At 61.9% G+C, this 17,378-nt stretch carries 15 protein-coding genes and 1 pseudogene; 10 read left to right on the top strand and 6 right to left on the bottom strand.

The features are described 5' to 3' along the window. Positions 1 to 168, top strand: a pseudogene (locus tag ACESMT_RS05365) (IS630 family transposase); the annotation flags it as partial. On the opposite strand, the gene ACESMT_RS05360 reads toward ACESMT_RS05365, so the two are convergent. The 3 genes from ACESMT_RS05360 to ACESMT_RS05350 form a co-directional block, all read right to left on the bottom strand. Continuing rightward, positions 165 to 656, bottom strand: a complete 492-nt coding sequence (locus tag ACESMT_RS05360; protein ID WP_372825541.1) for a hypothetical protein — start codon at positions 654 to 656, stop codon at positions 165 to 167. The pseudogene ACESMT_RS05365 and the gene ACESMT_RS05360 overlap by 4 nt on opposite strands. An 86-nt stretch (positions 657 to 742) precedes the next feature. After that, positions 743 to 1,180, bottom strand: a complete 438-nt coding sequence (locus ACESMT_RS05355) for a DUF305 domain-containing protein (RefSeq protein ID WP_372825540.1) — start codon at positions 1,178 to 1,180, stop codon at positions 743 to 745. 32 nt (positions 1,181 to 1,212) lie between these two features. Further along, the gene (locus ACESMT_RS05350) at positions 1,213 to 1,521 is read right to left on the bottom strand and encodes a four-helix bundle copper-binding protein (protein ID WP_372825543.1); all 309 of its coding nucleotides are present in this window, start codon (positions 1,519 to 1,521) and stop codon (positions 1,213 to 1,215) included. Positions 1,522 to 1,877: 356 nt separating this feature from the next. On the opposite strand from ACESMT_RS05350, the gene ACESMT_RS05345 reads away from it, so the two are divergent. The 7 genes from ACESMT_RS05345 (at position 1,878) to ACESMT_RS05315 (ending at position 11,925) form a co-directional block, all read left to right on the top strand. Next, complete coding sequence (locus tag ACESMT_RS05345; RefSeq protein WP_372825539.1) at positions 1,878 to 2,375, top strand: DUF305 domain-containing protein; 498 nt, start codon at positions 1,878 to 1,880, stop codon at positions 2,373 to 2,375. A 196-nt stretch (positions 2,376 to 2,571) separates the two neighbouring features. Next, positions 2,572 to 2,979, top strand: coding sequence for a hypothetical protein (locus ACESMT_RS05340; RefSeq protein WP_372825538.1), 408 nt, complete (start codon positions 2,572 to 2,574; stop codon positions 2,977 to 2,979). Between the two features lie 73 nt (positions 2,980 to 3,052). After that, positions 3,053 to 4,402: a TolC family protein gene (locus ACESMT_RS05335; RefSeq protein ID WP_372825537.1), complete on the top strand. Its 1,350-nt coding sequence runs from the start codon at positions 3,053 to 3,055 to the stop codon at positions 4,400 to 4,402. Beyond that, positions 4,399 to 6,057 carry an efflux RND transporter periplasmic adaptor subunit gene (locus ACESMT_RS05330; RefSeq protein WP_372825536.1) on the top strand — a complete coding sequence of 553 codons (1,659 nt, stop codon included), beginning with the start codon at positions 4,399 to 4,401 and terminating at the stop codon, positions 6,055 to 6,057. Before ACESMT_RS05335 ends, ACESMT_RS05330 begins: the two co-directional genes overlap by 4 nt. Then, a complete protein-coding gene (locus tag ACESMT_RS05325; RefSeq protein WP_372825535.1) occupies positions 6,054 to 9,248 on the top strand; it encodes an efflux RND transporter permease subunit in 3,195 nt (1,064 codons plus the stop codon). Before ACESMT_RS05330 ends, ACESMT_RS05325 begins: the two co-directional genes overlap by 4 nt. A gap of 238 nt (positions 9,249 to 9,486) precedes the next feature. Further along, complete coding sequence (locus ACESMT_RS05320) at positions 9,487 to 10,494, top strand: sodium:calcium antiporter (RefSeq protein WP_372825534.1); 1,008 nt, start codon at positions 9,487 to 9,489, stop codon at positions 10,492 to 10,494. Between the two features lie 111 nt (positions 10,495 to 10,605). Next, positions 10,606 to 11,925 (top strand): TAXI family TRAP transporter solute-binding subunit, encoded by a 1,320-nt coding sequence (locus ACESMT_RS05315; RefSeq protein WP_372825533.1) that lies wholly within the window; start codon positions 10,606 to 10,608, stop codon positions 11,923 to 11,925. Here the strand turns inward: ACESMT_RS05315 and ACESMT_RS05310 are convergent. Both ACESMT_RS05310 and ettA read right to left on the bottom strand, forming a co-directional pair. Continuing rightward, positions 11,922 to 12,464 carry a DUF1415 domain-containing protein gene (locus ACESMT_RS05310; protein WP_372825542.1) on the bottom strand — a complete coding sequence of 181 codons (543 nt, stop codon included), beginning with the start codon at positions 12,462 to 12,464 and terminating at the stop codon, positions 11,922 to 11,924. The genes ACESMT_RS05315 and ACESMT_RS05310 overlap by 4 nt on opposite strands. Before the next feature lie 129 nt (positions 12,465 to 12,593). Beyond that, on the bottom strand, positions 12,594 to 14,255 hold the full coding sequence (gene ettA, locus ACESMT_RS05305) for an energy-dependent translational throttle protein EttA (RefSeq protein ID WP_372825531.1): 1,662 nt from the start codon (positions 14,253 to 14,255) through the stop codon (positions 12,594 to 12,596). Between the two features lie 353 nt (positions 14,256 to 14,608). Here ettA and ACESMT_RS05300 point away from each other — a divergent pair, with 353 nt between their 5' ends. Then, positions 14,609 to 16,315 carry a DEAD/DEAH box helicase gene (locus tag ACESMT_RS05300; RefSeq protein WP_372825530.1) on the top strand — a complete coding sequence of 569 codons (1,707 nt, stop codon included), beginning with the start codon at positions 14,609 to 14,611 and terminating at the stop codon, positions 16,313 to 16,315. A gap of 22 nt (positions 16,316 to 16,337) precedes the next feature. After that, positions 16,338 to 16,886, top strand: a complete 549-nt coding sequence (locus ACESMT_RS05295) for an epimerase (protein WP_372825529.1) — start codon at positions 16,338 to 16,340, stop codon at positions 16,884 to 16,886. A gap of 79 nt (positions 16,887 to 16,965) precedes the next feature. Here ACESMT_RS05295 and ACESMT_RS05290 read toward each other — a convergent pair whose 3' ends face one another. Then, a complete protein-coding gene (locus tag ACESMT_RS05290) occupies positions 16,966 to 17,349 on the bottom strand; it encodes a hypothetical protein (protein ID WP_372825528.1) in 384 nt (127 codons plus the stop codon). Between the last annotated feature and the right edge of the window lie 29 nt (positions 17,350 to 17,378).

Genomic DNA, 17,378 nt, shown 5'->3' with positions numbered 1-17,378 from the left:
GAGGAGCGGCTGAACGCAGATTTGAAGCAGGAGATGGGCAAGCGTGTACCCATCAGAACCAAGGCCAGATTACGCGAGGCCGCCAACGAGCACATGGCGATGCTGAAGCAAAACCCCCAGCGCGTTATGAGCTACTTTCAGAATAGTCGGGTTCGATATGCGGCTTAAGACTTCACAGGGCCGGAGCAATAAGAAGTACCTGCCGTCCTCATCGCGCCCAATTTAGCGACGATTGCGAAAATCACGGGCGGGAGAATCAGCATCTGCAACATGGGTACCACGCCAATTCCAGATCCTCCCAGCAGTGGCATGTCTTCTGTATAGCTCCATCGGCCAAGCAGGTTAACGGCCACCCACTCCACGGCGATGCCAATGGTCAACCCGATGGTCAGCATGACTGCGTACTGTCTGCGGTTCGGTCGTACAAACCAGTCTGATCGCCTGAACACGAGCCAACCTATCAAGAAAATGACCCAGAGCAGCAGGCCGTCTCCGAGGCTTGCAACAAAGCAGTGCCACCAAATGCCCTTTTTGTCATCCGTCCAAACATACAAAAACGCTTGGGCAAGTTCCCACACGTAGTTGAGTCCAACGGCAACAACAAATATCGCCGAAAGGCTCCAGAACGGATTCAGTTGGGACGCTTTGGATGGCACCGATAAGCCTTCAAAACAACAGTTTTACATTCTGGTACCCATGACCATGGTGATCCAACTCAGAGACCCGGAGGCATCTCCGCCCGCTATTTGCCTATCTTCCCGGCTGGATGCTTGACCAGGAATTTGTCGAACTGGGAAATTTCTTTTTTCTGCGCTGCAATGATGTCCTTGGCCATCTTGCGCATCTGAGGCTCTTTGCCATCGCGCAGTTCGGCCTCTGCCATATCGATCGCGCCTTGGTGGTGCATGCGCATCGTCATGGCGAAGTCAATGTCGGAGTTGCCGGTCATTTGCATGGAGGACATCTTGTCGTTGTTGTCTTCCATCATGCCTTTCATGTCCATGCCCTTCATACTCATGGCACCACCAGACATGGATGACGAGCCGGCTTTTCCGCCCTGCATTGAATCGCTGCCGGTCATTGCTGGCGAATGGGCGTAGGCCAGTGGCTGCAGCAGTGCGACGGTCAGCGCAATGAAAGCGATAGGCCCTGGCTTGACGTATTTGAAGTTGGTAGTCATGTGTGATTTTTTTTCTAAGGGCTGATTGTTGGTCAGGCCATGGCGGCCATCTTGCGGCACTCTTTGGCGCACTGGTGACAGGCCTCGGCACATTGCTGGCAGTGCTCCATCGCGTGCATGGCGCACTCATCGCCACAAGACTGACAAATGTCTGCACACAGGCCACAGATGGCTTTGGCGTGTTTGCTGCCCCGCGCCATTGCCGCCGCAGCCAGAGTGCAGATTTGAGCGCAATCCATGTCCAGCGCAATGCACTTGGCCATCATTTGGATGTCTTTTTCATGCGGGCATGAAGCCGCGCAATGGTTGCAGGCCACGGCACAAGTGTTGCATGCTTCGATGCAAGCGTTGTTTTTTGGTCAGGCATGGTGATTCTCCGGGGTTGATTGCTGAGAGGCGGGTTGGACTCGAACTGCCATTGCAGCGATCACAATGAACAGCTTCACGATGTCCCCATCGTGCCCTCCATTTGTGCGAAAAGACGCCGCGGCAGCGTAGGTCGCGTCGGACAAGCACTGTGGGTTCAACTTTTATTGCCTCTTGTCTGACTTATGAATAGCCTGACGACTACTTGTGTGGCATTCGAAGGTGCGACAACATCCTCAATCAAGCCACCGATAAAAAGGGCGCGCGAGATTCTCGCTCGTTGGAGGCATGGTGGCCCGTTACTTGCCCGTCAACCCAACTGGAGATAAAAATGGAAAATTCCACTCGACAACAGCAGCACGGTAAAGCCATGGCATCCATGAAATACACGACTTTTGCCTTGATGATTGCTGCAGGAACAATCATCATGTTTGGGCTGATGTATTTGAATACCTACGCGCTCGACCATATTTTCTATAGCGAAACAAGAGCGTATATGGCAGTGATCATGGGGGCGACCATGGCCTTGGTGATGCTGCTGTTCATGTGGAAGATGTATCCCAATAAGGTGGCGAACATCAGCATACTGATCGGCAGTGTTATCGCACTTTTTGTAGCCCTGTGGCTTGTACGCAGCCAGACCACCATTGATGATGTTGCCTACATGCGGGCCATGATTCCCCATCATTCCATCGCCATATTGACCAGCGAACGGGCTAACATCACTGATCCGCGCGTTCGCAAGCTGGCTGACGACATCATTGCCGCCCAGCGGAGGGAGATCGGCGAGATGAAAAGTTACATCCAGGATCTGGAGGCCAAGCGGTAAGACGTCCGGATGTCCAGGTCATCCACGACCTGCGCTGCCGGACCAGGTCAAAGCCAGCGACAAGGTGCGCAAAAGCAAGGGGATCGGCACGCTGACTGCGTCACGGAACTTTTTCTGCACCGGCCTGGTCTACGGTTTAGACTCCTGCTTTCCCGCCCCGCGTGTTCGCTAACCCAAGTACTGCCCATCCCTCTTCATGATCTGGAACCGCCGCAAGCGCCTGGCCATTGTGCTGTTCGCGCTGCTCAATGTGCTGTTTATGCAGCTGGCGATGGCTGCCTACGCCTGTCCTGGCACACTTGGCAACGGCGGCGGGGCCGGTCAGACCACGGCAATGGCAGAGGACGGCCTGCCGTGTGCACAAGCCATGGCGTCAGCAAGCGACGCCGAGCAGCCCGGCCTTTGCGCTGCGCATTGCAAGGCCGACTCGCAAAACGCTGACAAGCTCCAGCTTCCCGTTCTTGCATCGCCGGCTGCGGGGGGCATCGACTACCCGCTGCTTCGCGTGATCCTGGCTTCTATGGACCCGCCCCCCCAGGCGTCGCTTCCGACGCGCAGCGCCTTGCGATCGGTGGCCGTGCGCCACTGCTGCTTCCGCCTTTAAAGCCTCCCCGCTTCCTGGTTGCTGCCGGTGCACGCCTTGTGCCCGGCGGCTTGTCATGTTGTCTGGAGCTTGTATGTATTCTTTTCCCCTTGCCCGCCGCGCCTGCGGTGCGCGGCTGTTTCGCGGCCTGGTGTCGTCTGCCCTGTTGGTTGGTTTCGCTGCGTCGCCCGTCGCCGCTGAGCCCTTGTCCCTGCAGGAAGCGCAGCGGCTGGCTGTCGCTCAGTCCGGCCAGTTGCTTGCCAACGACGCGGCTGCCCGGGCAGCGCGCGACATGGCGGTGGCTGCCGGCCAGCTGCCCGACCCGGTGCTCAGGCTCGGTATCGACAGCTTGCCCGTCAGTGGACCGGACCGGCTGAGCCTGACGCGCGACTTCATGACCATGCGCCGCATCGGCTTGATGCAGGAGATCACGCGCAGCGACAAGCGTCAGCTCAGAAGCGAGCGGTTTGAGCGCGAAGCCGAGCGTGTGCAAGCGCAGCGGCAACTGACGCGGGCGGCGGTAGAACGCGATACCGCCCTGGCCTGGCTGGAGCGCTACTACGCGCAAGCCATGCGCGCGCTGCTTCTGCAGCAGTTGGACGAAACCCGCCTGCAGGAACAAGGCGCCAGCGTCACGTTCCGGGAAGGCCGCGGTTCCCAGGCCGATGTGTTTGCGGCGCGCGCTGCGCTGATTGAGGTCGAAGACCGTTTGAGCCAGACAGACCGCCAGGCCAGAAACGCCAGCCTGATGCTGACGCGCTGGATAGGCGACGCGGCCAAGCGCCCTCTGGCGGGACAACCCGCATGGCAAAGCAGCGTACTTGAGCAGACGCTGACTGCCGACCACTTTCGGCAACATCCGCAGCTGGCCGTGCCAGCCGCACTGTTGAACACGGCTGAGACCGAGGCCCGGCTGGCCCAGGCCAACACCCGGTCTGACTGGACGGTGGAGGCCGCCTACCAGCAGCGCGGCCCGGCGTACTCCAACATGGTGTCCATCGGCGTTTCGATTCCCCTGCAGTGGGACCAAAAGAGCCGCCAGAACCGCGAATTGGCGTCCAGGCTGGCACTGGCGGACGAAGCGCGTGCCAACTACGAAGACGCCCTGCACGCCCATGAGGCAGAGGTGCGTGGCCTGATCAACGACTGGAAAACCGGCAAGGAGCGGGTAGCCCGCTACAACACGCAGATGATCCCGGTCGCCGGGCAGCGCTCTGCCGCCGCACAGACCACCTACCGCACGGGCCGGGGCGAACTCTCCAGCGTACTTACGGCGCGGCGTGAGGAAATCGATACCCGCCTTCAAGCTCTGGCCCTGGAGCTGGAGACCGCCCGCCTGTGGGCACAACTCAATTACCTGGCGCCGCAGCCCGACGCGGCGAGCCGTGGCGCATCCAGCCAGCCGGACACGAACACAAATACAACCACAAAAGGCCAGCCATGACCTCCCGAAAAAACCTCGTTATTGCCGCCTCGGCCGCTGCACTGCTGGCATTGGCCGCGTGGGGCGTTTACGGCGTGTACACGCTTGGCATGAAGCGCGGCATGAGCACCGCAGCGCCCGCCGACGCCGCGCCAGCCAGCGTTGGCGGCGCTGAAAGCAGCCCGCCCGCCCCGGCATCTGCAGGACCGCAAAGCATTGCCCAGGGCGAAGATGCCACCCGCCGCCACATCAGTGCCGGCATCAAGGCCGGCGACACCGACCCGGAAAGCGGTCGAAAGATTTTGTACTACCACGACCCTATGGTGCCGGGCAACAAGTTCGACAAGCCGGCCAAGTCCCCCTTCATGGACATGATGCTGGTGCCGGTTTACGCCGATGGGGACACCGACCAGGGAAAAATCACGGTCAGCCCGCGCATTCAGCAAAACCTGGGCGTGCGTACGGCGCCGGTCGCGCAAGGCACTTTGTCGCCCGAGCTTTCCGTTGTCGGCAGCATTGCCTTCAATGAACGCGACCAGGTCATCGTGCAAGCGCGCGCCACCGCCTATGTGGAACGCCTGCATGTGCGTGCCACGCTGGACAGCGTAGTCAGGGGCCAGGCACTCGCCGAGCTTTACGTGCCGGATTGGGTGGCTGCGCAGGAGGAATTTCTGGCGGTTCGCCGCATGCAGGGTCCGAATCTGGAAAGCCTGGTCGACGGCGCGCGCCAGCGCATGCGACAGGCCGGCATGAGCGAGGCCCAGATCACTACGGTAGAAAGCAGCGGGCAGGCCCGCGCACGCATCACGCTGGTGGCACCCATCGCAGGGGTGGTCACCGAGCTGGCGGTCCGCGAGGGCATGGCGGTGTCGCCCGGCGCCACGCTGTTTCGTATCAACGGCTTGTCCACGGTCTGGGCCAACGCCGAAGTACCTGAGAGCCAGGTCGCCTTGCTGCGCGCAGGCGCCAGGGTAGAGGCCAGAAGTCCGGCGGCACCGGGCAAGGTGTTCAACGGCAAGGTCGAGGCCATACTGCCCGATGTCAATGCAAGCACCCGCACCATCAAGGCCCGTGTGGCACTGCGCAACCCTGGCAACCAGCTGGTGCCGGGCATGTTTGTGCAGATGCAGTTCATGGACATGCGTGCCGACCAGGTTCTGCTGGTTCCGACCGAGGCTGTGATCCAGACCGGAAAACGCACGGTGGTGTTGCTCGCCGAAACCGGCGGCAAGTTCCGGCCGGTGGACGTGGAGATCGGCCTTGAAAGCGGCGGCAAGACCGAGATCAGGCGGGGTCTGCACGCCGGTCAGCAGGTGGTGGTGTCGTCGCAGTTCCTGATTGACTCGGAGGCCAGCCTCAAGGGGGTGGAAGCCCGGCTCAACGACCCTGCCGCTGGCGCTGCTGCCAGCGCAGCGCCCCGGCATCTGGGTGAAGCCAAGGTTGATGCCGTAGCGCGCGATGCCGTAACCCTGACGCACGGACCGATTGCCTCGCTGAAATGGGGTGCCATGACCATGGATTTCAAACTGCCTGAAACCGGCCTGCCGCGCAATGTGCAGGCTGGTGACAGCGTGACCTTCGAGTTCTATATGGACGCCGAGGGCCTCCCGCGGTTGACCGGCATCACGCCGATGGCCTCCGCCCCTGCGCCAAAAGTCCCGGGTGGCAAGCCATGATCGCCGGCCTGATCCGCTGGTCCCTGGTCAACCGTTTCCTGGTGCTGCTGGCCACCTTGATGATCAGCGCCTGGGGCGTGTATGCGGTGCTGAAAACACCGCTCGATGCCTTGCCCGACCTGTCGGATGTGCAGGTGATCATCCGCACCCCCTACCCTGGCCAGGCACCACAAATTGTAGAAAACCAGGTGACCTACCCACTGACCACCACCATGCTGTCAGTGCCCGGTGCCAAAACGGTGCGCGGCTACTCCTTCTTCGGCGACTCGTTTGTGTATGTGCTGTTTGAAGACGGTACCGATCTGTACTGGGCACGTTCGCGGGTGCTCGAATACCTCAACCAGGTGCAGTCGCGCCTGCCGCCCAACGCCAAGGCTTCGCTGGGACCCGACGCAACAGGCGTTGGCTGGATCTACCAGTACGCGCTGGTTGATCGCAGCGGCACACAGGATGCCTCGCAGTTGCGTGCGCTGCAGGACTGGTTTTTGAAGTACGAACTCAAGACGGTGCCCAACGTGGCCGAGGTCGCTTCGGTGGGCGGCATGGTGCGGCAATACCAGATCGTGCTGGACCCGGAAAAACTCGCTGCCTACCGCATCCCCCACACCAAGGTGCTGGAGGCCATGCAAAAGGCCAACCAGGAAAGCGGCGGCTCGGTGCTGGAGCTGGGAGAGGCCGAGTACATGGTGCGTGCCTCGGGCTACCTGCAGTCGCTCGACGACTTTCGCAAAGTGCCCTTGACAACCACCGACGCCGGCGTCTCGGTACGGCTCGGCGATGTGGCGCGCATACAGCTCGGCCCCGAGATGCGGCGCGGCATCGGCGAGTTGGATGGCGAGGGTGAAGCCACGGGCGGCGTGATCGTGATGCGCTCCGGCAAAAACGCGCTGGAAACCATTGCGGCCGTGAAGGCCAAACTGGCGCAGCTGCAAACCAACCTGCCCAAGGGGGTGGAGATTGTTCCGGTTTATGACCGCTCCGGCCTGATCGAGCGGGCCATCAACAACCTGGGCTTCAAGCTGCTGGAAGAGTTTGCTGTGGTGGCCGTGGTGTGCCTGATTTTCCTGTTCCACCTGCGCTCAGCCCTGGTCGCCATCGTCTCGCTGCCGCTGGGAATTCTGGCTGCCTTCATCGTCATGCACTACCAGGGCGTCAATGCCAACATCATGTCGCTGGGCGGCATTGCGATTGCCATCGGCGCCATGGTCGATGCGGCGGTGGTGATGATAGAAAACGCGCACAAACACCTGGAGCAATGGAAGCACGACCACCCTGACGGTGTGCTCGCAGGAGATGCCCGCTGGAAAGTCATTGGCGACTCTGCGGCCGAGGTCGGCCCGGCCTTGTTCTTCTCGCTGCTCATCATCACCCTGTCTTTCATTCCCGTTTTCACGCTCGAAGCACAGGAGGGACGCCTGTTCTCGCCGCTCGCGTTTACCAAAACCTACGCCATGGCGGCGGCGGCCGGCTTGTCGGTGACCCTGATTCCGGTGTTGATGGGTTATCTGATTCGCGGCCGCATCCCGGACGAAAAAGCCAATCCGCTCAATCGCCTGTTGATCCGCGTGTACGAACCGCTGCTGAACAGCGTGCTGCAATGGCCCAAAGTCACGCTGGGTGTCGCTGCGCTGCTGCTGGCAGTCAGCCTGTGGCCTTTGCAGCACATAGGCGGGGAGTTCATGCCGCGCCTGGACGAGGGCGACCTGCTCTACATGCCTTCTGCCCTTCCCGGCCTGTCGGCTGGTAAAGCCGCCGAGCTGCTGCAGCAAACCGACCGGCTGATCAAAACCGTGCCCGAGGTGCTCAGTGTTTATGGCAAGGCCGGGCGCGCTGAAACCGCCACCGACCCCGCGCCCATGGAAATGTTTGAGACCACCATCCAGTTCAAGCCGAAGGACGAGTGGCGGCCTGGCATGACGCAGGACAAACTGGTGGAGGAACTCGACCGCATCGTCAAGGTGCCGGGGCTGGCCAACATCTGGGTGCCACCGATTCGCAACCGCATTGACATGTTGGCCACCGGCATCAAGAGCCCGGTGGGGGTGAAAGTGGCCGGCGCGGATCTGGCCACCATTGACCGCGCAACCAGCGAGATCGAGCGCGTTCTCAAGGACGTACCTGGCGTCAGCAGCGCCCTGGCGGAACGCCTGACCGGGGGCCGCTATGTCGATGTCAACATCCGCCGCGACGACGCAGCGCGTTTCGGCATGAACATCGCCGACGTGCAGTCGGTGATCAGCACGGCCGTGGGCGGAGAAAACCTGGGTGGCGCCAGTGGCGAGGTGGTCATCGGGCTGCAACGCTTTCCGATCAACGTGCGTTATCCGCGTGAGATGCGCGATTCGCTCGAAAAACTGCGCAGCCTGCCCATCGTGAATCAGCGCGGTGCGCGCCTGGTGCTGTCAGACGTGGCCGACATCCGCATCACCGACGGGCCGCCCATGTTGCGCAGCGAAAACGCGCGCCTGTCCGGCTGGGTTTATGTGGATATTCGCGGCCGCGACCTGCGTTCTGCCGTCAAGGACATGCAGGCCGCGGTGGCGGCCCAGGTCAAGCTGCCGCCCGGCTACTCGATCTCCTGGTCGGGTCAGTTCGAGTTTCTGGAGCGCGCCACGGCCAAACTCAAAATCGTCGTGCCCTTCACCCTCCTGATCATTTTTGTATTGCTCTACCTGACTTTCAAACGTTTCGACGATGCGGTTTTGATCATGGCGACCCTGCCTTTTGCGTTGATAGGTGGCATCTGGCTGCTTTACCTGCTGAGCTACAACCTGTCAGTGGCCGGTGCGGTGGGTTTTATCGCACTGGCGGGCGTATCGGCCGAATTCGGCGTGATCATGCTGCTCTACCTCAAGCAGGCGTGGGACAAGCGCATCGCAGAAGGCAGGATCGCGACTGACGATTTGATCGAGGCGATTCGCGAGGGCGCGGTGCTCAGGGTCCGGCCCAAGGCTATGACGGTGGCGGTAATTCTGGGGGGCCTGTTCCCGATCATGTGGGGCACGGGCACCGGCTCGGAAGTCATGCAGCGCATTGCCGCACCCATGGTGGGCGGCATGATCACGGCGCCCTTGCTGTCGATGTTCGTGATTCCGGCGGCCTACTTGCTGATGCGGCGAAAACGCAGCGCGGGAGCCGGCAACGCCATCGTGGTGACTGACATTCAGTCCGCCAGACAGGCCCCGCTGTAGCCGCCCTCATGGATGCGAGGGGCATGCACGATGACCGGTGCCTTGATCCAGCGCAAGTCGCATGGCATCCAGTGCCATAGCGCTGCGACAAGCCGCCAGCTTGAGGCTTTTTTTGCGCTACGCTGGCTGGAACAAGCTTTCTGTCCATGATGACCAAACCCTCTTCCGTATCCCGTGGGCCAGCGCCCGCTTCGCTGCTGCCGCAGCTCATCACGCACGTGAGCCACCGGCGTGTGCCATGACGCTTGGCCTGCTGGCGCTGCAGTTCCTGCTGTGCGCGATGCTGATCGCCGGCGCGGGGTATGTGCTGTGCCAAAGCGCCGACCACATCGCAAAAGCAACCGGGCTCACGGGCGGCTGGATGGGCCTGGCGCTGCTGGCCACGGTGACCTCGCTGCCCGAACTGGCCTCCGGCATCAGCGCCGTCACCGTCATCGGTGCGCCCAACCTGGCCGTGGGCAACGCGCTCGGTGCCTGCGTGTTCAACCTCGTGTTCCTGGTGGTGATCGACGCGTTGCAGCCGCGCCAGCCGATTTACCGCCACGCCAGCGCGGCACACTTGCTGTCCGCCGCTTTTGGTGTGGTGATGCTGGGCTTTGTCGCCATGAGCCTGTTGCTGCCCGCCGCCACACCGGCCATGCTGCATCTGGGGCTGTACAGCCCGGTGCTGCTGGCGCTATACCTGCTGGCGCTGCGCAGCGTCTTCGCACACGAGCAGTCGCTGCGGCCCCAGCCGGGCACCGATGCCGCCTCCGTGCCAGCGCCACCACTGGGGCGGCAATGGCGTCGTTTCGGGGGAGCGGCGCTGGTGGTACTGGCTGCCGGTAGCTGGCTGCCCGCCATCGCCGACCAGCTGGCCCAGACCATGGGCTGGAGCCGCAGTTTTGTTGGTACGCTGCTCATGGCGCTGGTGACCACGCTACCCGAAATCGCGGTCACGCTGTCGGCCCTGCGCCTGCGTGCGCTCGACATGGCCCTCGGCAACCTGCTCGGCAGCAACCTGTTCAACGTGAGCATTCTGGCGATTGACGACATCTTCTACACCCGCGGACCGCTGCTTGCCAACGTCTCTCCGGTCCATGCGGGCACAGCGGTCGCCGCCGTGGTCATGAGCGGACTGGTGATGATCGGGCTGGTGATGCGGCCCCAGGGTCGGGTGTTGCGTTTCGCGAGCTGGGTCAGCGTTGGCCTGCTGGCAACCTATCTGCTCAATGCGGTGCTGGTGTTCCTGCACGGTGGCTCATGACGCTATCAATAGTGTAGCTACAAGCGCCCGTTGAGAAAGGGCTGCAGCCTGTTTTACTCCATATAGACGATGCCAGCCGTGGTCTTGACGGGTCCATGTTAAGGTGCCGCCATGCCTAAAACCATACGCTACACCCTGCTGTCGCTGCGCGATCTGGCCGTCTCTGCCGGCCCCTTTGTGGTGCTGGCGGCCACGCTGCTGGTACTGGCCTACTGGTGGCTGGACCCCAACCCGCCCAAGCGCGTCACGCTGGCGACCGGACCGGCGCAAAGTGCGTATGAAGCGTTCGGCAAGCGTTACGCCAAACTGCTGGCCGCAGAGGGCATTGAAGTGGCGCTGTTGCCATCACAGGGCTCTGCGCACAATCTGCAACTGCTGCGCGAAGGCAAGGCCGATCTGGGTTTTGTGCAGGGTGGTACCAGCGACTACAGTGCCGCTGATGCTGAAAACCTGACCTCCCTGGGCAGTCTGTTTGTCGAGCCGTTGTGGCTGTTCTATCGTGAGCAAGCGATACAAAAGGCAAAAAAAAGCATGCTGCTCAATTCGCTGGTTCAGCTGCAGGGCCTGCGCGTCAACGTGGGCACGCCCGGCAGCGGCGTGCCCAGCCTCATGGGCAAGCTGCTCGATAGCAACCGCATTGAGCCGTCCAGCCTGACCCTGACCACGCTGGAGCAGACCCCTGCCACCGTGGCTTTTCTGGGCGGCGAGCTTGATGCCATCGTGTTTGCCTCGGCGCCCGAGTCACTGATGGTGCAGATGCTGCTGCAGACGCCGGGTGTCAAGCTCATGAACTTCCCGCAAAGCGAGGCCTATGCCAAGCGTTTTGCCTTCCTGAGCACGGCCCGCCTGCCGCAAGGCGTGGTGGATCTGGCCAACAACATACCGCCAGAGGACGTCAGCCTGGTGGCGCCCACCACATCACTGATAGCCAGAACCACCACCCATCCGGCGCTGGTGCAGCTGTTCGCCCAGGCCGGCAATGTGATCCATGGGCCAGCCGGCTGGTTCAAGGCGGCGCGCGAGTTTCCCAATCGTGACAACAGTGAACTGCCGATTTCCAAGGAAGCCGAACGCGCCATCAAGAACGACGCGCCCCTGCTGCAGCGCTACCTGCACTTCTGGGTCGCCAACCTGATTGAACGCATGTGGCTGGTGATGGGCATCATCATCGCGATCATGCTGCCGTTGTCCCGCGTGGTACCGCCTCTGTACGAGTTTCGCGTGCGCTCACGCATCTTCAAGTGGTATGGCCAGTTGCGCGACATCGAAAGCCGGGCCGAAGAAAGCAAAGACACCGCGCCCTTGTTCGAAGAGCTGAATCAGCTGGAAAACCGCGCCGAGAAAATAGCTGTGCCGCTGTCTTACACCGACGAGCTTTACGCGCTGCGCAACAACATTCATCTGGTGCGAAAAAAACTCCAGCGTCGCTAAGGCTTGCCCAGCAGCGCGTCCCAGCCCGCGTGTCCCAGCTTTTCCAGCGTCTTGATATTCGCGTCAAAGATGGCGTCCGCCTCGGGAAAGGCCTCTACCGCCCGCTCCACGCTGTCCTCGCGCAGCAGGTGCAGGATGGCAAACGGTGCGCGGTTGGTGAAGTTGCCGATGTCGTCGGGCTCGGTGCCCTCGAACTGGAACTGCGGGTGAAAGCTGGCCAGCTGGATCACGCCTTCCAATTCGTGCTCATCGACCACACCTTCAGCGATTTCCAGAAAGTCATTGAAGTCGAGGAAGTCCTCGAAAAGCGAGGGATGGATCAACAGCGTGGTGTCAGTCTCTTCCGCCGGGGTGGCCACCAGCAGGTCCAGCTCCCGGTCAAGTTCTTCGAGCAGGTCGTCCGCATGGCGCGCCTGGCTGACCACCAGCCGCACCTGGTTCTTCACATAGACCGCCTTGGCGAACGGGCAAAGGTTCAGCCCGATCACGGCTTTCTCCAACCACTCACGGGTCGCCGCAAGGACAGCCTCGTCACTCATCGGTGTAACAAACCCCATGAACGTGCTTCCCCTTCAAGCAGGAGCCGCGGGTCCGGCTCCGCCGGCCCGCAGGCGCAGCCCCCCCCCCAGGGGGGCAGCGCAGTATACGAAGTGACAAGCGTGGGGGCACTATTTCAACGCTTTAAAACGCATACGTTTCGGCTTGGCGCCCTCTTCGCCCAGGCGTTTTTTCTTGTCGGCTTCGTATTCCTGGTAGTTGCCGTCGAAGAAGGTCCACTGGCTGTCGCCTTCGGCTGCAAGAATATGCGTGGCAATCCTGTCCAGGAACCAGCGGTCATGGCTGATCACCATGATGGAGCCGGCGAATTCAAGCAGCGCGTCTTCGAGTGAACGCAAGGTCTCCACGTCCAGGTCGTTGGACGGCTCATCCAGCATCAGTACGTTGCCGCCAGCAATCAGGGTCTTGGCCAGGTGCAGACGACCGCGCTCCCCGCCTGAGAGCGTGCCCACGCGTTTTTGCTGGTCGGCGCCGTTGAAGTTGAAGCGGCCGGCATAAGCGCGGCTGGGCATGGTGAACTTCCCAACGGTCAGCATGTCGAGCCCGCCAGAGATGTCTTCCCAGACGGTTTTTTCGTTGGCCAGGTCATCACGGTGCTGATCGACAAAGGCCATGCGCGCTGTCTTGCCAATGACCACTTCACCGCTGTCGGGCTGCTCCTTGCCTGCAATCAGCTTGAACAGCGTCGACTTGCCAGCGCCATTCGGGCCGATGATGCCGACAATGGCGCCGGCCGGGATCTTGAAGCTCAGGTTGTCAATCAACAGGCGGTCGCCGAAGGACTTGCTGACGTTCTTGAACTCGATGACTTCATTGCCCAGGCGCTCGGCCACAGGGATGAAGATCTCCTGGGTTTCGTTGCGCTGCTGATACTCAAAATCCGACAGCTCTTCAAAACGCGCCAGACGCGACTTGCTTTTGGCCTGCCGCGCTTTCGGGTTCTGGCGCGACCATTCGAGTTCTTTCTTCAGGGCTTTCGCACGGGCTTCCTCGCCCTTTTGCTCTTGCGCCAGACGCTCGCCCTTTTGCTCCAGCCAGGTGCTGTAGTTGCCTTTCCAGGGGATGCCGCGGCCGCGGTCCAGCTCCAGAATCCACTCGGCGGCGTTGTCCAGGAAATAACGGTCGTGGGTGATGGCCACCACGGTGCCTGGGTAACGCTGCAAAAACTGCTCGAGCCAGTCCACTGATTCGGCGTCCAGGTGGTTGGTCGGCTCGTCAAGCAGCAGCATGTCGGGCTTGGACAGCAGCAGGCTGCACAGGGCGACGCGGCGTTTTTCACCACCCGACAACACGCCGATCACGGCGTCCCAGGGCGGCAGGCGCAGCGCATCTGCAGCGATCTCGAGCTGGTGCTCGGAGTCGGAGCCAGAGGTCGCAATGATCGCTTCGAGGCGCGCCTGCTCTGCGGCCAGGGCGTCAAAGTCGGCATCGGGTTCACCATAGGCGGTGTACACCGCTTCCAGCTGGGCTTTGGCGGCAAACACCGCGCCCATGCCGGCCTCGACACTTTCGCGCACCGTGTGCTCAGGATTGAGCTTGGGCTCCTGCGGCAGGTAGCCAATGTTCAGGTTGGGCATCGGGGTGGCTTCGCCCTCGATCTCGGTGTCCAGGCCCGCCATGATCTTGAGCAGGGTGGACTTGCCAGAGCCGTTGGTGCCCAGCACGCCGATCTTGGCGCCGGGGAAAAAGCTGAGCGACACGTCCTTGAGAATTTGACGCTTGGGCGGCACAATTTTGCCGACCTTGTTCATGGTAAATACGTACTGGGCCATCAGGATTCAACTTCTAAAAAGGAAAAGACAACGCGAGGGGAAAAGCGGCGCATGCGCCCTGCAGACAAGATTTCTGCAGGCTTTTTGCGGGGTTTCCTCGCGTACGAAAAGCACACGCCGTAGCTGGGGGGCAGGTGCCTCCTATCAAGGCACGGGTACGGCATGAATACCCCGATTATCGTTCCATGCGACAATAGCACCGCTACCGGCTCCAGTTGCCTGCAGCATTTAGGCACACCTTCGGTGACAGTTTGGGTGCCCAGCCTGACTTTTTTACCCGTCTGCCTTTCACTGGCGGAGGCTTTCAATAGCCCCCGACTGGCCGATCTTTGGCACCTTCGTGTGCACCATCAATGACTTTTGAAAATCTGAATCTGGCTCCGGCCATTCTTAAAGCCGTGCTTGAGCAGGGCTATGACACCCCCACCCCCATCCAGGCCCAGGCGATTCCTGCCGTGCTTGCGGGCGTGGACCTGCTGGGCGGTGCCCAGACCGGCACCGGCAAAACAGCGGCCTTTGTGCTGCCCATGCTGCAGCGCCTCTCGTCAGAGCCAGCCCTGAAAAACAAACGCGGCGTCAACGCCGTGCGTTGCCTGATCATGACCCCGACGCGTGAACTCGCCGCGCAGGTCGAGGAAAGCGTCCGTGTTTACGGCAAATACCTGGAGCTCTCCTCCATGGTCATGTTTGGCGGCGTCGGTATGGGCGCGCAGATTGAAAAACTGCGCCGCGGCGTTGACATCCTGGTGGCCACCCCCGGCCGCCTGCTGGACCACGCCAGCCAGGGCACGCTGGACCTGGGCCAGGTGCAGATCCTGGTACTTGACGAAGCTGACCGCATGCTGGACATGGGCTTCATCCATGACATCAAGAAAGTGCTGGCCCTGGTGCCCAAGCAGAAGCAGTCGCTGCTCTTCAGCGCCACCTTCAGCGACGAGATCCGCGAACTGGCCAACGGCCTGCTGAAGAACCCGCAAAGCATCCAGGTCACGCCGCGCAACACTACGGTGCAGCGCATCATGCAGACCATTCACCCGGTTGGCCGCGGCAAGAAAAAAGCGCTGCTGACACATATCATCAACGAGCACAACTGGAGCCAGGTGCTGGTTTTCACGCGTACCAAATTCGGCGCCAACAATGTGGCCGAACACCTGACCAAAAACGGCATCCCGGCAATGGCGCTGCATGGCAACAAAAGCCAGACAGCCCGCACCCAGGCGCTACAGGACTTCAAGAGCGGCAGCATCCGCGCCCTGGTGGCTACCGACATCGCCGCTCGCGGCATCGACATCGACGAGCTGCCGCACGTCGTCAACTACGAAATCCCCAACGTCAGCGAAGACTATGTGCACCGCATCGGCCGCACCGGCCGCGCCGGCAACAGCGGCGAAGCTGTGAGCCTGGTCTGCCTGGACGAAGAAGGCTTCATGCAGGACATCGAGCGCTTCACCAAGCAGAACATCGAAAAAGTCATCGTGCCCGGTTTTGAAGCCGAGCCTGGCGAAAAAGCCGAGCCGCTGGCCATGGGCCGCCAGACCATCTGGGGCGGCATCGGCAAACCGCCAGGCCGTGACGTGATGCAGGCGGCGGCCAAGGCTGCCCGCAGCGAGATGATGACGCGGATACGCGAAAACAAGCCCCAAGGCGGCCGCGGCGGCAATGCCGGCGGCGGTGGAGGTGGCGGCAATGGCGGTGGCAACGCTGGCGGCGGCCGTGGCCGCAGCGGCGGTGGTAGCAATGGCGGCCGCACCCAGCCCCAGGGCGGCCAGCCGCGCCAGAATTCGGGCTACGCCCAAGGCAACCAGCAAGCGCGCAACCCCAATGCGCAGCCACCCCGCCAGCACACCCCCCAGGAGCGCGACGATGACGCCCAACCCACCAGCCATGTCTCCTCCGGCTTCCCCTCTTCCGGCCAGCCCACAGGCGGCAACCGCGGCAACTACCGCGGCGGCCGGCCCGCAGGCGGCGGCGGTGGTGGCGGCGGACGCTCGGGTGGCTCTGGTGCTAGGGGCAACGGGTCTGGTCGGTCGGGAAATTCTGGCTCGTTTACTGGCCGATAAGAGGTATTCGGCGGTCCACTGCGTGGGCCGTCGCCAACCCGAAGTGATCCACCCCAAGCTGGTGGTCCACCTCGCGCAAGACTTCACCGCTTTCAATGCACCCGCAGCGGATGACGTGTTCATCGCGCTGGGCACCACCATCAAGGTGGCAGGCAGCCAGCAGGCTTTTCGCGCGGTCGATTTCGACGCGGTGCTCACCGTGGCCCGTGCGGCCCGCGCCGCCGGTGCGCGCAAGCTGGGCATCGTCAGTGCCATGGGCGCCAACGCAAAGTCCACTGTCTTTTACAACCGCGTCAAAGGCGAGATGGAAAACGCTGTCAGCCGCCTCGGTTATGACCGTGTGGTGCTGGCCCGCCCCTCGCTGCTGAGCGGCGACCGCAGCGCGCTGGCGCAAGCCAAACGCCCCGCAGAAAAGTTTGCGGCGACTGCGATGCGACTGCTCAGGCCGCTGACACCTGCCAACTACCGCGCCATTGCCGCTGCGGATGTGGCCGCTGCTCTGGTCAACACCCTCCAGGCTACTCACACAGGCCATACGGTGCTGCTGTCGGGCGAAATGCAGCCTCGCTGACATTTTCTAGACTTTTTGGCCTCCAGCCCTTGTCGGGCGGTCGTCAGCAGCTATTAATTCAATAGCGCGCTGCGCCAACTCAATCCTGCAGGAACAAGGTGACCAACGGGTCCGGCCCGGCCTGGCGGCTCCAGTGGCCGTGCACCGCCGCGTCAAAGGTGGCGCCCGTCGGCAACACGTCGGCTGAATAAAAATGCTCGCCGGCACTGAACACCCGCGACTCGCCGCCCTGCAAACCGATTTCCATCTGGCCACCCAGGATGAACACCCATTGCGGCTTGGGCGTGCAGTGGAACTGGCTGCGAAAACCCAGCGGGCTATGGCGCAATTGATAGCCAGAGGATGGGGCCAGCGGCGACAGCATGGCTTGCGGCGGGCCTTCGGTCAGCGCCACAGGCTCCTCGCGGAATCTGGCGCGGCCATCGGTGTCGGTGTAGAGAATGACTTTGGTGAAATGAAGCATGAGGGTCCCGGCAATGGCGAAGGTTTGAA

The organism is Polaromonas sp. (assembly GCF_041689105.1).
GTDB lineage: Bacteria > Pseudomonadota > Gammaproteobacteria > Burkholderiales > Burkholderiaceae_C > Polaromonas.
This window is presented reverse-complemented; position numbering and strand designations above follow the sequence as displayed.

Bases quoted from the DNA above. Each gene is read 5' to 3' on its own strand.
- ACESMT_RS05300 (WP_372825530.1), top strand. From the start codon at position 14,609: ATGACTTTTGAAAATCTGAATCTGGCTCCGGCCATTCTTAAAGCCGTG.
- ACESMT_RS05315 (WP_372825533.1), top strand. From the start codon at position 10,606: ATGCCTAAAACCATACGCTACACCCTGCTGTCGCTGCGCGATCTGGCC.
- ACESMT_RS05355 (WP_372825540.1), bottom strand. From the start codon at position 1,180: ATGACTACCAACTTCAAATACGTCAAGCCAGGGCCTATCGCTTTCATT.
- ACESMT_RS05345 (WP_372825539.1), top strand. From the start codon at position 1,878: ATGGAAAATTCCACTCGACAACAGCAGCACGGTAAAGCCATGGCATCC.
- ACESMT_RS05325 (WP_372825535.1), top strand. From the start codon at position 6,054: ATGATCGCCGGCCTGATCCGCTGGTCCCTGGTCAACCGTTTCCTGGTG.
- ACESMT_RS05310 (WP_372825542.1), bottom strand. From the start codon at position 12,464: ATGAGTGACGAGGCTGTCCTTGCGGCGACCCGTGAGTGGTTGGAGAAA.
- ACESMT_RS05340 (WP_372825538.1), top strand. From the start codon at position 2,572: ATGATCTGGAACCGCCGCAAGCGCCTGGCCATTGTGCTGTTCGCGCTG.
- ACESMT_RS05330 (WP_372825536.1), top strand. From the start codon at position 4,399: ATGACCTCCCGAAAAAACCTCGTTATTGCCGCCTCGGCCGCTGCACTG.
- ACESMT_RS05290 (WP_372825528.1), bottom strand. From the start codon at position 17,349: ATGCTTCATTTCACCAAAGTCATTCTCTACACCGACACCGATGGCCGC.
- ACESMT_RS05320 (WP_372825534.1), top strand. From the start codon at position 9,487: ATGACGCTTGGCCTGCTGGCGCTGCAGTTCCTGCTGTGCGCGATGCTG.
- ettA (WP_372825531.1), bottom strand. From the start codon at position 14,255: ATGGCCCAGTACGTATTTACCATGAACAAGGTCGGCAAAATTGTGCCG.
- ACESMT_RS05335 (WP_372825537.1), top strand. From the start codon at position 3,053: ATGTATTCTTTTCCCCTTGCCCGCCGCGCCTGCGGTGCGCGGCTGTTT.